This is a genomic window from Zunongwangia sp. L-65, from assembly GCF_056859415.1.
In genome coordinates, this window is sequence record NZ_JBSXOK010000080.1 from 148,502 (window position 1) to 162,995 (window position 14,494).

12 protein-coding genes are annotated in these 14,494 nt (G+C 36.6%); 7 read left to right on the top strand and 5 right to left on the bottom strand.

Annotated elements, in window-relative coordinates; translation table 11 throughout:
• Nucleotides 1-30: 30 nt before the first annotated feature.
• From AC13DP_RS20130 to AC13DP_RS20140, 3 genes are all read right to left on the bottom strand, one after another.
• On the bottom strand, nucleotides 31-1,035 hold the full coding sequence (locus AC13DP_RS20130) for an alcohol dehydrogenase (protein ID WP_483068365.1): 1,005 nt from the start codon (nucleotides 1,033-1,035) through the stop codon (nucleotides 31-33).
• Nucleotides 1,036-1,092: 57 nt separating this feature from the next.
• Nucleotides 1,093-1,728 carry a CPBP family glutamic-type intramembrane protease gene (locus AC13DP_RS20135; RefSeq protein WP_148211690.1) on the bottom strand — a complete coding sequence of 212 codons (636 nt, stop codon included), beginning with the start codon at nucleotides 1,726-1,728 and terminating at the stop codon, nucleotides 1,093-1,095.
• A 73-nt stretch (nucleotides 1,729-1,801) separates the two neighbouring features.
• Nucleotides 1,802-3,235 carry an L-serine ammonia-lyase gene (locus AC13DP_RS20140; protein ID WP_086026155.1) on the bottom strand — a complete coding sequence of 478 codons (1,434 nt, stop codon included), beginning with the start codon at nucleotides 3,233-3,235 and terminating at the stop codon, nucleotides 1,802-1,804.
• 232 nt (nucleotides 3,236-3,467) lie between these two features.
• On the opposite strand from AC13DP_RS20140, the gene dnaK reads away from it, so the two are divergent.
• Together dnaK and AC13DP_RS20150 are read left to right on the top strand one after the other, a co-directional pair.
• On the top strand, nucleotides 3,468-5,387 hold the full coding sequence (dnaK, locus tag AC13DP_RS20145) for a molecular chaperone DnaK (protein ID WP_483068366.1): 1,920 nt from the start codon (nucleotides 3,468-3,470) through the stop codon (nucleotides 5,385-5,387).
• Between the two features lie 104 nt (nucleotides 5,388-5,491).
• Nucleotides 5,492-6,148 (top strand): hypothetical protein, encoded by a 657-nt coding sequence (locus AC13DP_RS20150; RefSeq protein ID WP_483068367.1) that lies wholly within the window; start codon nucleotides 5,492-5,494, stop codon nucleotides 6,146-6,148.
• 7 nt (nucleotides 6,149-6,155) lie between these two features.
• Here AC13DP_RS20150 and AC13DP_RS20155 read toward each other — a convergent pair whose 3' ends face one another.
• Both AC13DP_RS20155 and AC13DP_RS20160 read right to left on the bottom strand, forming a co-directional pair.
• Nucleotides 6,156-7,442, bottom strand: coding sequence for a divalent metal cation transporter (locus tag AC13DP_RS20155; RefSeq protein WP_272958900.1), 1,287 nt, complete (start codon nucleotides 7,440-7,442; stop codon nucleotides 6,156-6,158).
• Between the two features lie 1,481 nt (nucleotides 7,443-8,923).
• Nucleotides 8,924-9,559, bottom strand: a complete 636-nt coding sequence (locus AC13DP_RS20160) for an alpha/beta hydrolase (RefSeq protein WP_483068368.1) — start codon at nucleotides 9,557-9,559, stop codon at nucleotides 8,924-8,926.
• 48 nt (nucleotides 9,560-9,607) lie between these two features.
• On the opposite strand from AC13DP_RS20160, the gene AC13DP_RS20165 reads away from it, so the two are divergent.
• The 5 genes from AC13DP_RS20165 to AC13DP_RS20185 all read left to right on the top strand — a co-directional run bounded on the left by AC13DP_RS20165 (nucleotide 9,608) and on the right by AC13DP_RS20185 (nucleotide 14,483).
• Nucleotides 9,608-10,030, top strand: a complete 423-nt coding sequence (locus tag AC13DP_RS20165; RefSeq protein ID WP_483068369.1) for a PaaI family thioesterase — start codon at nucleotides 9,608-9,610, stop codon at nucleotides 10,028-10,030.
• Nucleotides 10,027-11,166: a chorismate-binding protein gene (locus AC13DP_RS20170; RefSeq protein WP_483068370.1), complete on the top strand. Its 1,140-nt coding sequence runs from the start codon at nucleotides 10,027-10,029 to the stop codon at nucleotides 11,164-11,166. Before AC13DP_RS20165 ends, AC13DP_RS20170 begins: the two co-directional genes overlap by 4 nt.
• Before the next feature lie 202 nt (nucleotides 11,167-11,368).
• Complete coding sequence (gene menD / locus AC13DP_RS20175) at nucleotides 11,369-13,099, top strand: 2-succinyl-5-enolpyruvyl-6-hydroxy-3-cyclohexene-1-carboxylic-acid synthase (RefSeq protein ID WP_347406852.1); 1,731 nt, start codon at nucleotides 11,369-11,371, stop codon at nucleotides 13,097-13,099.
• A gap of 6 nt (nucleotides 13,100-13,105) precedes the next feature.
• A complete protein-coding gene (locus AC13DP_RS20180) occupies nucleotides 13,106-14,017 on the top strand; it encodes an AraC family transcriptional regulator (RefSeq protein ID WP_483068371.1) in 912 nt (303 codons plus the stop codon).
• Between the two features lie 121 nt (nucleotides 14,018-14,138).
• A complete protein-coding gene (locus AC13DP_RS20185; RefSeq protein ID WP_347406854.1) occupies nucleotides 14,139-14,483 on the top strand; it encodes a DUF2853 family protein in 345 nt (114 codons plus the stop codon).
• Nucleotides 14,484-14,494: the final 11 nt, after the last annotated feature.

The window sequence follows — 14,494 nt, forward strand, 5'->3', positions numbered from 1 at the left end:
TTTTGATGGTACTTCAAAAATTGTTTTTCTCTATGGTTTTAAAACCACTCTAAATCGAGCTTCATTATCCATCATTTTCTGATAAGCTTTCTTAACATCAGTAAGTGGATATTCTTCGATCATTGGTTTCGTACCGCTTAAAGCGCTAAATTTTAAAGTATCTTCACTATCCATAGCTGTTCCGCTAGCCCAACCTGCAACGGCATTTTTACCCATGATTAATTGAAATGGAGAAACCGATAGCGGATCTCCCGTAGCACCAACAACAAGGAGTTTGCCATTTGGTCCCAGTCCATCAACTACACTACTAATTGCTTTACTATTAGGTGCTGTTGCAAGAATTAAAGATGCGCCACCTAATTTTTGTAATTCATCTACGGTATCCTGTTCTTTTGCATTTATAAAATGATGCGCCCCAAGGTTTGATGCTAAGGATTTTTTATCGTCACTGGTGGAAATAGCTACGGTACGCATTCCCATTTTTGCAGCATATTGAATGGCTAAATGCCCCAAACCACCAATTCCCTGGATAGCCACTACATTACCGGGTTTAATTCCAGAATTTCGTAAGGCATTAAAGACTGTAATCCCGGCACAAAGTAAAGGAGCAGCCTCGGCTGAAGATAATTCATCCGGAATACTGGCAATCGCTTCCTGTGGTGCCGTCATAAATTCGGCATAGCCGCCATCATAAGAAATACCACTAATTTTTGCATTCTGGCAATTGATAAAATCACCACGTCGACAGGGTTCGCATTCAAAACAATGACCACCATGCCAACCAACACCTACACGTTGTCCTTCTTTCCATTGTGTAACACGTTCTCCCACCTTTTCTATGATACCTACAACTTCGTGTCCCGGTATTCTTGGATATTCGATGGGCATCATACCTTCTTTGGTAATGGCATCGCTATGACAAATACCGCAGGCTTCAATTTTAATTAAAACTTCGTTTTCCTTTGGTGAAGGCTTGTCGACATCAACATATTCAAATTCACCACCTTTTTCTTTTACTTGTACTGCTTTCATCATTCAATTTTTTGTTTCCTTAATTTACAAAATTGAATAATGAAGATTTCTAAGTCTTTGTTAAATAAACAAATTGGTAATTTCATCAGCTTTAGAAGACAAAAGTACTACGATTCCGTTATTCATAGCATGAAGCAATATAGGCCAGTATAATTGCTGATTTTGCACCTTTAACCTTCCAAAAAAATATCCGGCGATGATTCTGGGGAAAATAAGGATGAAGAGGATAAAGTTAAACTCGAATCCTGAAACGTAATTCCATACATGCACATAGCCAAAAATTAAGGCTGATAGCATCCAGATTAACCGGTAATACTTATGAAGATAATATTGCATTTTTTTCATCTTCTTTTCCGGAATGATCGATTTCAGAAATAGGAAGATGATAAAAACGCTTAATAGAAGTAAACTGTATTTTAAAATCAAATTTGCTTTGGCAGGAATAAAAGGAAGGCTTATAAATAAAATCCACGAACAAATAAAGACGAGGATTTCATTTTGCGAAGGTTTGATGAGACTTCTAAAAAGGCATTCTTCTATTATTGGTGCGATGATTACTGCCAGGATAAAAAATACCAATGGATTGTTGGTCATCATCTCATAGATTTCTGTCTGCTGATAACGGTCGAAATCTAACTCAGGAAAAATCGTGTTTAAAATACCCATCCCCATAAAAAACAGGAAGTAGCACGCCATGGTTAAAAAATAATGACGGAAGAGATTCTTGATTTTAGATGGTAAATTTTGCTCGTACAATTATAGAAGGCGATTAACAGTCACTAAGGTTTACTTTTACGGCAAGTCCGCCTTCACTGGTTTCTTTGTATTTGGAATTCATGTCTTTTGCCGTGTCCCACATGGTAGCTATTACCTTATCTAATGGCACTTTTGCTTTGGTAGCATCACTTTCTAAGGCAATTTCGGCAGCATTAATCGCTTTAATAGCTCCCATGGCATTGCGCTCGATACATGGTACCTGTACCAATCCGGCGATAGGATCGCAAGTTAAACCTAGGTGATGTTCCATTGCAATTTCACTGGCCATTAGAACCTGCTCTGGCGTACCACCAAGCAGTTCTGTTAATCCCCCTGCGGCCATTGCCGAGGATACACCTATTTCTGCCTGGCATCCTCCCATTGCGGCAGAAATTGTTGCTCCTTTCTTAAATAGACTTCCAATTTCTCCTGCAACCAGCATAAAGCGTTTCATATCTTCAAAAGTGGCCTTATGATTTTCGATCACCATATAATACATCATAACGGCAGGAACGGTACCGGCACTACCATTTGTTGGGGCTGTAACTACACGTCCCAGACTGGCATTTACCTCGTTTACACTTAAAGCAAAACAACTTACCCATTTTAAGATTTGGCGAAATTTTACTTCAGTATTTCTAATGGCGGTGATCCAACTTTTAGGGGAATCGTATTGTTCTTCGCCAATAAGACGTTGGTGCATTTCGAAAGCGCGACGTTTTACACTCAATCCGCCTGGTAAAATGCCTTCAGTATGGCAACCAATATACATTGATTCTAACATGGTATTCCATATTTGTTGCAGACCGGCGTCTATTTGTTCATCATTTCTTAGGGAACGTTCATTTTGCAATACCAGTTGTGAAATGCTCATATCTTCAGCTTTGCAATAGGCTAATAATTGATTAGCACTTTCTACCGGAAAAGGAAATTCATCAAACTTATCCTGTTTCTTTTTAGCGTTTTTTCGAGTTTTTTTTACAACAAATCCTCCGCCTATAGAAAAGAAAGACGACGAGCATTTTTTACCATTTTTAAGCGTGGCTCTAAAAATCATTCCGTTAGGATGAAAATCCAGGAATTTACGATTGAATTTTATATCGGTTTCAAAGTTAAAAGGAATGTCCAGCTCCTTATTAAAATGAATTATTTTGTGTTCTTTAATCGCAAGAATTTCCTCATCTATAATAGAGATATCCATGGTTACGGGGTCATGACCACATAGGCCCAATAGGGTTGCAACATCTGTAGCATGACCTTTACCTGTTAAAGAAAGCGAGCCATAAAGATCAATATGAATTTTTTCTACCTGATTAAAGAGTTGTTTGGCCTTAAGTTCCAGGATCCAACGTTGGGCGGCGCGCCAGGGACCTAAGGTGTGAGAACTGGACGGGCCTACGCCAACCTTTAACATGTCGAATACACTAATACATTCCATATTGAAAATTTATGCAAACAAATGTATCATTTCAGGGACAGAATCAGAAATAAAAAATTAGCAGTACCTGCCTATTTATACACAATTTATCGAATACTCTGCAAAACTTGCATTGATTTTTGCTCAAAACGGGGATGTTTAAAAATGTCTCTGCCAACCTGTCATAAGATTTTTGCTGGCACAAAGATTGACTTTTAGAGAGCGAAACAATGAATAAAATATTAAATCAACGTATAAAGTTATGAGTAAGATAATTGGAATTGACTTAGGTACAACTAACTCCTGCGTTTCAGTTATGGAAGGTAACGAGCCTACGGTAATCCCTAATGCCGAAGGTAAAAGAACAACTCCTTCTGTAATTGCTTTTGTAGAAGGTGGTGAAATAAAAGTTGGGGACCCTGCAAAAAGACAGGCAGTAACCAATCCAGAGAAAACTATCGCTTCGATTAAAAGATTTATGGGAAATAAATTCTCTGAATCTGAAAGAGAAGCAGGCCGTGTGGCTTATAAAGTTAAAAAAGGAGATAACGACACTCCTCGTGTAGATATCGATGGTCGTCTTTACACTCCACAGGAACTTTCTGCAATGATCCTTCAGAAAATGAAGAAAACTGCTGAAGATTATTTAGGACAGGATGTTACTGAAGCTGTTATTACAGTACCAGCTTATTTTAATGATTCTCAACGTCAGGCTACCAAAGAAGCTGGTGAGATCGCTGGCCTTAAAGTAAGACGTATTATTAACGAACCAACCGCTGCGGCACTTGCTTACGGTTTGGATAAAAAATCTACCGACCAGAAGATTGCGGTTTATGACCTTGGTGGTGGTACTTTTGATATTTCTATCCTGGAACTAGGGGACGGTGTATTTGAAGTATTATCTACAAATGGTGATACCCACCTTGGTGGTGATGATTTTGATGAAGTAATTATTGATTGGTTAGCAGATACATTCCAGAAAGCTGAAGATATTGATCTTAGAAAAGATCCTATGGCGCTACAGCGTCTAAAAGAAGCTGCGGAAAAAGCTAAAATCGAGTTATCTTCTTCTTCTCAAACAGAGATCAATCTACCTTATGTAACTGCTACAGCTAGTGGACCAAAACACCTGGTAGAGACATTAACAAGATCTAAGTTTGAGCAGTTAGCAGCCGAATTAGTGACTAGATCTATGGAGCCAGTTAAAAAAGCGCTTCAGGATGCAGGTCTTTCTAAAAGTGATATAGATGAAGTAATTTTAGTAGGTGGGTCTACACGTATTCCTAAAATTCAGGAAGAAGTAGAAGGTTTCTTCGGAAAAAAACCTTCTAAAGGTGTTAACCCAGATGAGGTAGTATCTATTGGTGCTGCAATTCAGGGTGGTGTATTAACAGGAGATGTTAAGGATGTATTGTTATTAGATGTAACTCCACTTTCATTAGGTATTGAAACTATGGGTGGTGTAAACACTAAGCTTATTGAAGCGAATACTACTATTCCTTCTAAAAAGTCACAAACATTCTCTACCGCAGCAGATAATCAGCCATCTGTAGAAATTCACGTATTACAGGGTGAGCGTCCAATGGCGGCAGATAATAAAACGATTGGTAGATTCCATTTAGATGGTATTCCACCAGCACCAAGAGGAACTCCTCAAATTGAAGTAACTTTCGATATCGATGCCAACGGTATTATTAAAGTAAGTGCTACAGATAAAGCAACCGGTAAATCTCAGGATATCCGTATCGAAGCTTCTTCTGGATTAACAGAGGAAGAAATTGCTAAAATGAAGCAGGAAGCTGAAGCAAATGCCGATGCCGATAAGAAAGCGAAAGAAAAAGTAGATAAGCTTAATGAAGCTGATGGAATGATTTTCCAGACTGAAAAGCAATTAAAAGAGTTTGGAGATAAACTTTCTGATGATAAGAAAAAGCCTATCGAAGATGCTTTAGCAGAACTTAAGAAAGCTTACGAAACTAAAGAAGTTGAAACTATTCAGCCAGCTTTAGACAAATTGAACGAAGCATGGAAAACAGCCTCAGAAGAAATGTATAAGGCACAAGCTGAAGCTCAGGGAGGCGCTCAACAAGGAGCAACCGGAGCTGAAGGTGGACAAGCCGGAGACGGTGAGACCAAAGGTGGAGACGATGTAGAAGATGTAGATTTCGAGGAAGTGAAATAAGCTTCATCCAGATATTTTATAAAAAGCCGCTGATTTTTCAGCGGCTTTTTTTGTACGCAACCTTTTCGAAATTTTGGTATCTAAATAGAAATCAATCAAATATTATGATCAGAAAATTTTCAATCTTAGTTTTAGTCATTTTACTCTTTTCGTGCTCGGGTGATGACGAAGGTCTTAGAGCTAATTTCAATGATTTTGAAGCGATATCTGCAGCCTACCCATTTTCTGATATTCAGGCTGATGACCCAATCACTTATTTTGAATATATCCAGTCGATGCCAGATTATGAAGATCCTGGTGATCCAACTTCATTAGTATATCGCAATAATGTCCACTATTCTTTTGGTGAAATTTGTGCAGATGCCGATTGTAGAACTGCATTTTACAATCTACAAGCAGATGCTGGTTTTATTACTGGGTGTTTGCCTTCATATTGCTTTTATTACATTAAATACCAAACACAAGAGGAAAGTCATGTAGCTACTTCTAAAGAGGATGTTCTTGATTTTCTTGGAGAAATCGATACACCGGGTGAAGCCTTACTTGTTGCCAGAGCTAATGATTATTATTGGTCTGTAAATAATAAAAATAATGGTGCTATTAAAGAAATTCAGGATGGTTTCGAATTAATTGTAATGCAAACGGTAAGCTATTGTTTACCTTTTCAAACTAATCGATTTCATCTTAAAGTAGATCGACAGGGAAATATAACAATAGTTTCTGAAGAGATCGCAGAGATAGGTGAGAATTCCTGTGTATAATTCGTTTCTATATAAAGAAATTATAACCCAAATAAGCAATATTGAATACCAAGAGCATCACAAAGCATACTATTGTAAATATTCGGTAATTTTTACCGGGACGGTCGGCTTCTGGCATTTCTTTGCCGGTAACTAATTTGTAATTAAACCAAGCGAGTATAGGTGCAGATAAAAAAGATAATCCCGCGGCAAAATCTACCAGAATAGTAAATGAACCTGAGGTAAAGTATAGAATGGCTAAAGATAGTATTGGAATGATAAAGATTGATATTTTATAAAATTGCCAGCGTTTTTTTCGATTATCGGCTTCAGCTTCACTTGACTTTTCAGGATAAAATAATTCAGAAATTACCCTGGGATACGCATCAGTCACCGTAATTACAGTACTTAGCATGGTTACAAAAGCAGCTATGGCAATCACCGGTTTACTCCATTCTCCCAATGTTTTTCCGTAGAGATTAATAAGTTGCGAAGAAAATTCTACACTATTACTGCTAAAGCTTTCGCCACTTCCAAACATCACCAAAACGCCAAGTAAAAAGAACAATACTCCAATAAAACAAGCCGATAAATAACCAATATTAAAATCTAAAAAAGCACCTTTTAAACTAAGCTTCTCTCTATTTTCGTGTGCTTTTTCTTTGGTCCAGATCGAATGCCAAACGGCAGCATCTAAAGGAATAGGCATCCAGCCCATAAATGCAATGATAAAACCGAGGCTTGCGGTAGTCCACAAAGGCGGAACTTCAACAGTTTCTATCGGTTCTTTTTGAATCCCCAAAGCCATGCATACCGCAGCTAAAGTAGCAAGTGTAAGTAAACTAACAATAATTTTCATGCTTTTATCTAACCCCGGATATTTTCCTATTAATAATAAGGCAATGCTAGCTCCAAAAATTATAAAACTCCACGTAAATGGCGAAAGTCCAAAATTAAAAAGGCGTTCTGCCAAACCAGCTGTTACGATAGTTACTGCCGCCTGAATAATAAACATGCTGGCAACTGTAATAAATATGAATAGCAAATAAGGAATCTTACCCAGCTGCTTATATCCGGTAATTAAATGTTTCCCGGTTCCGGCTACATATCTGGGACCAAACTCCAAAAAAGGATATTTAGAAATACAGGCCAATAACAACGCCCAAATAAGAATATAGCCATAATCGGCCCCTGCACGAGTAGATTGTACTAAATGGGATACACCAATGGCAGCTCCCGCCAGTAAAAATCCCGGACCGATATTCCTTAAAATTGAAGTCTTTTTTGTTTTTACTGGGCTTTTTTGTGATTTCATGATGTTTCTAAATCAGATTCAGCGAAAATATTTAAAATTTTTAAGAAAAAATTGAAATATGAAGAGTTTAAAGGTTACAGAAAAGCTTTTACGTTTTCAGCATTCAGCGAAAAACTAAATATTATTTATTAATAATTGTTTATTATTCACTAATCACTACAAATGTGACTGTATATTGCGACTGCTAACTGTGACAGACTTCTCGATACATTTTATTTTTTCGCTGCGCTACAAAATAAAACACTCGAAGTGATATTTTTAGAATTTGTCATCTTATGTTTGTGATGAGTAGATTTACGTGAAATAATGATTACATTTTAATAGAAAAAGGGAAAGCAATAGAACCTGGCTTTGTCATCTCGACCGAAGTGGAGAGATCTTTTTTGAAACAGGATAAAGATTTCTCGACTTCACTTCGTTGTGCTCGAAAAGACAAATTATAATCAAAGTTAGCAGAAAAGCTTTTAGGTTTTTCAGCATTCAGCGAAAAACTAAATATTTATTAATAATTTTTTACTACTCACTAATCACTGCAAATGTGACTGTATATTGCGACTGCCAACTGTGATAGACTTCTCGATACATTTTATTTTTTCGCTGCGCTACAAAATAAAACACTCGAAGTGACATTTTTAGAATTTGTCATCTTATGTTTGTGATGAGTAGATTTACGTGAAATAATGATTACATTTCAATAGAATCAGGCTTTGTCATCTCGACCGAAGTGGAGAGATCTTTTTTTGAAACAGGATAAAGATTTCTCGACTTCACTTTGTTGCGCTCGAAAAGACAAATTATAATCAAAGTTAGCAGAAAAGCTTTTAGGTTTTTCAGCATTCAGCGAAAAACTAAATATTATTTATTAATAATTGTTTACTACCCACTAATCACTGCAAATTTGACTGTATATTGCGACTGCTAACTGTGATAGACTTCTCGATACATTTTATTTTTTCGCTACGCTACAAAATAAAACACTCGAAGTGATATTTTTAGAATTTGTCATCTTATGTTTGTGATGAGTAGATTTACGTGAAATAATGATTACATTTCAATAGAAAAAAGGAAAGCAATAGAACCAGGCTTTGTCATCTCGACCGAAGTGGAGAGATCTTTTTTGAAACAGGATAAAGATTTCTCGACTTCACTTCGTTGCGCTCGAAAAACAAATTATAATCGAAGTTAGCAGAAAAGCTTTTAGGTTTTTCAGCATTCAGCGAAAAACTAAATATTATTTATTAATAATTGTTTACTACTCACTAATCACTGCAAATATGACTTTATATTGCGACTGCTAATTGTGACAGACTTCTCGATACATTTTGTTTTTTCGCTACGCTACAAAATAAAACACTCGAAGTGATATCTGATTTAATTCAAAATTCAAAATTTTTCATCTTGGCTCCAGCTTACCACATTTTCAAATTACGAAATTACCAAATCATCACATCCTCACATCCTCACATCACCAAATTTTCAAATTAACTCAGTTTTTCGATAATGTCAGTATTAAATTCGTGTCCGCCATCGTAAGTTTGGATCTCGAAATTATAAGGGAAAAGGGATTTTAGTCGTGTTTCTTCAACTTCAATAATACCTTTTTTAAGATATTCGTCTTGTGTTCCGTAGAGATAAGTGACTTTGGTATCTTTCAGGAACGCAAAGTCTTTAGCAGTTAATTCAGCAGGAACTTTTCCAGAGTGTAAAATCAGTTGGGCGCAATTTATCTTTCGTTGCGCCAAATAACGAGTGGCTACAGAAACACCTTGTGAATAGCCTAAAACGATCAAATTGGGAACTTCTGCTAAATTTTCTTCTATAAAAACTTCATCTAAATAATTTAGGACATTATCAATTTCAGCCTCTAAATTCTCCCGCGTTAGCCAGGAAGCGCCTACATGTCTATAATCAGATTTTAGATAATATTTAGACTGCGCCTGTGGCGCGATAATGTAGTTTTCATCGACATCAAGATGATTAAAATGCCGAATAAAATATCGGCTTAAATAGCCAATGCCATGGCAAACCAGCCACACGTTTTTTGTCTTTTCCGTAAACCTGTTTAAAACACTATAGGTATTGGTGATTTGGTAAGAAACCTGTTTTTCGCGGCTCATGCTGTAGATTCAATTTTGTACTTTTACAAAGTAATTAATCGTATTGCTATGAACAAAGAAGAAATCCTGGGAATGTGTGCAATAATGTGTAAAAACACATTAATGGAAACCTTGGATATTGAATTTATCGATGTTGGTGAAGATTACTTAACCGCCAAAATGCCGGTGACGCCAAAAGTACATCAACCCGATGGAGTGTTACATGGAGGCGCGAGCGTTGCTTTGGCAGAAAGCGTAGGAAGTGCGGCATGTTATTTATTTTTAGATACCAGAGATTTTGTGATTCGCGGAATAGAGATTTCTGCTAACCACATTAAAAGTATTAAAGAAGGCCATGTTTTTGCCAAAGCTACTTTTATCCATAAAGGGAGAACCACACAGCTTTGGAATATTCATATCACCGATACCGAAGATAATTTAATTTCGCTGGTAAAATTAACCACCATAGCATTAGCAAAAAAGAAATCATGATGCAAGCGATGGCGTTTTTTAACGTACTAGAAGATCATATCCATAAAAACTTAGCATGTGTAGCTTATCGAAAACCAGATGAAAATGTGATTAAGGCATTTTTGCAAAAAGATAAGCAATCGCATAAAACCACCGATTTTTCTGAAAGTGGATTTGTTTTTTCTGATTTCTGCGGAAGTGAGAGTTTATTAATCCCTAAAGATCAATCTGATGTGATTAGTACCGAATATGAACCAGAATATTCATTAAAAGAAACTTTAGAATATGTTCCTGAAATCACGAATTCCAGCGAACAAAAAAAGCACGAAGAGCTGGTGGCTAAAGGAATTGCTGAGATTAAAATGGGAAATATGAAAAAAGTGGTCCTGGCCCGAAAAGAGCAAAGTCCATCACAACTTTCAGCACTCTCTATTTTTAAAAATCTGTTACAGCATTATCCAAAAGCATTTTGTTATGTATGGTCACATCCAGAAAGCGGACTTTGGATTGGTGCTACACCCGAAACTTTAGTTAAAGTAGAGCGAAACCGCTTTAAAACGATGGCCCTTGCAGGAACACAAGCGTATAAAGGAAAGATAGAAGATGCTGCCTGGACGCCAAAAGAAGTTGAGGAACAGAAAATTGTCTCAGATGAAATTGTACAGAAATTAAAGGATTTTAAAGTAGCTTCCGGCGTAATTAATCTTAGCGATCCTTATACCGTAAAAGCCGGAAATCTGCTTCATATTCGTACTGATATTTCAGGAACTTTAGAGAATGATAATCTCTCTAATTTGTTAGAAAGTTTACATCCAACACCCGCTGTTTGTGGTTTTCCCAGGGAAAAGGCCAGAGAATTTATTTTGGAGAATGAATATAGCGATCGTGAATTTTATTCGGGATTTCTTGGTGAAATTAACTTAAAGCAGGAAGTAAAGCGAAGTTCGAATCGCCGAAATCAGGAGAATCAGGCGTATGCCAGCATTTTAAACCAATCGCAGATTTTTGTAAACCTAAGGTGCATGAAATTAGTTGAAGGCGAAGCTGAAATTTTTATTGGTGGCGGCATCACAGCCGACTCTAATCCAACAGCCGAGTGGGAGGAAACGGTAAATAAAAGTTATACCATCAAATCTGTTTTAGTGCATCAAGACTGAACGAAAAATTAGATCCCACAAGCCCTATAGCTATACGGATAAACCTGTGAACTTTATCAAGTCTTCTGTATAAAAAAATCAGTTAAATCCTTTTTAAAGGGGTATGGAAGTCTGCTTTAAATCGTAATTTTGGGATATAATTTTAATACGCGGTAGATTTTAAAACTCCCCACAAACTTCCGCTCGCAAAAAAATAAAATTTGTGAAATACTCTAAAATACCTTTGGCACGTAATGTGGTTTCCCTTTGCGTTTCAAAAAATATAAAACACGTAGTCATATCTCCCGGTTCGCGTAATGCGCCGTTAACAATAGGGTTTACGTATCATCCCGACATTAAATCTTACAGTATTGTAGACGAGCGTTGTGCGGCCTTTGTGGCATTAGGTATGGCTCAGCAATTGCAACAACCGGTAGCGCTGGTATGCAGCTCAGGCTCTGCACTACTAAATTATTATCCAGCAATTTCAGAGGCATTTTATAGCGATATTCCGCTTGTGGTCATTTCTGCAGACCGCCCCATTGAGCGCATTGATATAGGGGATGGGCAAACTATCAGACAGAAAAATGTATATGAGAATCATATTCTGTATTCTGCCAATTTATATTCTGAACTGGTTTTAGAATCTGAAATCATTGACAAAAAACTGCTACAAAAACAGTGGGAAGCGCAGAAACATAACGAGCGTGAAATTAATTTAGCACTGAACAAAGCTATAGAAGAAAAAGGTCCGGTTCATATTAACGTACCTTTTTATGAGCCGCTTTATGACACAGTGGAGAATATAGAGGTAAATCCTATCGAGATTTTTCCTGAAATAACAAAACGGCATTATTCGAAGGAAGAGCTGCTGCCATACGCCGAAATTTGGAATAAAGCCAAACGGAAAATGGTCATTGTGGGTGTAGCGCAACCTAATGCAGTTGAGCAAAAATTCCTTGAAAAACTAGCGAAAGATGATTCGGTTATCGTATTTACTGAAACCACATCTAACTTACATCACGAAGATTTTTTTACCAGGATCGACACGATGATTGGGCCGATCGAAAAAGACGAAAATATGCAGGAGCTTTTTGAAGCTTTAAGACCTGATATTTTACTGACTTTTGGAGGAATGATCGTTTCTAAAAAAATAAAAGCTTTCCTGCGGAATTATAATCCCAAACATCACTGGCATATTGATTCTAAAAAAGCTTATAATACATTCTTTTGTCTGAACAAGCATTTTGAAACATCGGTGAACGATTTCTTTCTGGAGTTTTTTCCGCTGACTACGAAAATCGATAGTGATTATGGTGAATTTTGGAAAAATATACGTCAAAAACGTCAGATAAGACATGATGCCTATATGGATGAGATTCCCTATTCCGATTTAAAAGCGATGCAACTACTTGTGTCCAAAGTCCCAGATAATTATATTATGCAACTGGCAAATAGTTCGACTATTCGCTATGCGCAATTGTTTAAATGGCCTCCTTCCTTAAGAATTTTTTGTAATCGTGGTACTAGCGGGATAGACGGAAGTATTTCTACGGCAGCGGGTTCTGCGATGGCCAGTAACGAGCCGGTGCTTATGGTTACAGGCGACCTTAGTTTCTTTTACGATAGCAATGCACTTTGGAATAAATATTTACCTTCTAATTTTAGAATAATTATTTTGAATAATTCCGGCGGCGGTATTTTTAGGATTTTGCCAGGGAATAAGAATAGCGAAAATTTCGAAAGCTTTTTTGAAACTGTTCATGATCTTAAAGCAGAACAATTAGCTAAAATGTATAATTTTGGATATAAAGCTGCATCCTCTGAAACTGAAATTAGTGAATGCTTAAACACATTTTTTGATGCTTCAGGACGCCCTAAGATTTTAGAGATTTTTACTCCTCGAAAAGTAAATGATAAGGTGCTTTTAGAGTATTTTAGTTATATGAAATAAAGACCGATGTTTGAAGAGGAATTGCAAGCTGACTATAAAAACAGAATTAACCGGGTTTTTGAATTTATAGATGAAAATTTAGAAGCCAACTTATCCTTGCAAAAACTTGCTCAAATTGCCTGTTTTTCTCCTTTTCATTTTCATCGAATATTCAGATTTATAACTGGAGAGCGGCTTAACGAATATGTAAAACGAAGGCGTATCGAAAAATCGGCTCTGGAACTGTTGCATACAAATAATACCACTACGGTATTAGCACATAAATTTGGCTTTAGCGATAATTCATCGTTCTCCAAGGCTTTTAAAAACTATTATTCAGTAAGTCCAACTGAATTTAAAAAATTGAATCCACATAGACATAGCAAGATTCGACAACTTAATAGCAAAAACGGACAAGCCTATCCTGACCTTGAAAAATACATTTGCACTATTAATAATCTAAAAAAATGGATAAAAATGAATGCAAATGTTCAGATTACAGAAATTCCTGCGATGCAGTTGGCGTATGTTTCTTGTTTAGGCTCTCAAAATCTCCAAGAAGCCTATGCAAAATTAATTCGATGGGCAACTCCTCAAGGTTTATTAAGTGAAGAAGCTAAAATGGTAACGATATATCATGATAGTTTTAAGGTTACTACCTCAGAAAAAGTAAGAATGAGTGCCAGCATGATAATTAATTCACCTGTGGAAATAGCTGGTGAAATAAGGCTTACTTCGATTGATGCAGGAAAGTGTATTGTAGCCAACCTTACGATTGGAGTACATGAATTTGAAAAATCATGGACCGGTTTATTTCTGTGGATGAATGAAAACGGATATAAAAAAGCCGATAGAGCGCCTTTTGAAGTATATCATAACAACTTCAATGAACACCCAGAAAAGAAAGCTATAGTCGATTTTTACATTCCTGTGGGATAAAAGACGTTCATTTAGCTGTAAAATCTTCTATTTTTAATATAATGCTAAGGTTTCTTAAGAAGGTATTAGCGGTTTAAGAGAAGATGAATTGGTATCTTGTAATTAACCAAAAAACTTAATTATGAGTACCAAGACAGATGAACGCGTAGGGAAATACATTCAGGATTTTAAAGAAAAGATAGGAGAAGAGCCTGATGTAAATTTATTAAGAAATATAACCGAGTATTTGGGCCCGGTGGTATTTAGAGATGATGCAGAGACGATTGCTTCGAGTAGTGATAGCGAGTTAGAAACCGTAAAATCTAATTTTTTAGTAAAAAAGCTTGGCCTACCAAACGATAGCAAATTAGATGTTGGCTTAAATGCCATGTTAGAAAAATATGGTAAATCCAACCGAAATAAATACAGAGCAATAGTTTATTATTTGCTTACCAAATACTTTGATAAAGAGTCTGTATTTGCCTAGTCCTGTGGATT

Coding starts and splice junctions, on each gene's coding strand:
- AC13DP_RS20130 (WP_483068365.1), bottom strand. CDS start 1,035: ATGATGAAAGCAGTACAAGTAAAAGAAAAAGGTGGTGAATTTGAATAT.
- AC13DP_RS20135 (WP_148211690.1), bottom strand. CDS start 1,728: ATGGCGTGCTACTTCCTGTTTTTTATGGGGATGGGTATTTTAAACACG.
- dnaK (WP_483068366.1), top strand. CDS start 3,468: ATGAGTAAGATAATTGGAATTGACTTAGGTACAACTAACTCCTGCGTT.
- AC13DP_RS20150 (WP_483068367.1), top strand. CDS start 5,492: ATGATCAGAAAATTTTCAATCTTAGTTTTAGTCATTTTACTCTTTTCG.
- AC13DP_RS20155 (WP_272958900.1), bottom strand. CDS start 7,442: ATGAAATCACAAAAAAGCCCAGTAAAAACAAAAAAGACTTCAATTTTA.
- AC13DP_RS20160 (WP_483068368.1), bottom strand. CDS start 9,559: ATGAGCCGCGAAAAACAGGTTTCTTACCAAATCACCAATACCTATAGT.
- AC13DP_RS20165 (WP_483068369.1), top strand. CDS start 9,608: ATGAACAAAGAAGAAATCCTGGGAATGTGTGCAATAATGTGTAAAAAC.
- AC13DP_RS20170 (WP_483068370.1), top strand. CDS start 10,027: ATGATGCAAGCGATGGCGTTTTTTAACGTACTAGAAGATCATATCCAT.
- AC13DP_RS20180 (WP_483068371.1), top strand. CDS start 13,106: ATGTTTGAAGAGGAATTGCAAGCTGACTATAAAAACAGAATTAACCGG.
- AC13DP_RS20185 (WP_347406854.1), top strand. CDS start 14,139: ATGAGTACCAAGACAGATGAACGCGTAGGGAAATACATTCAGGATTTT.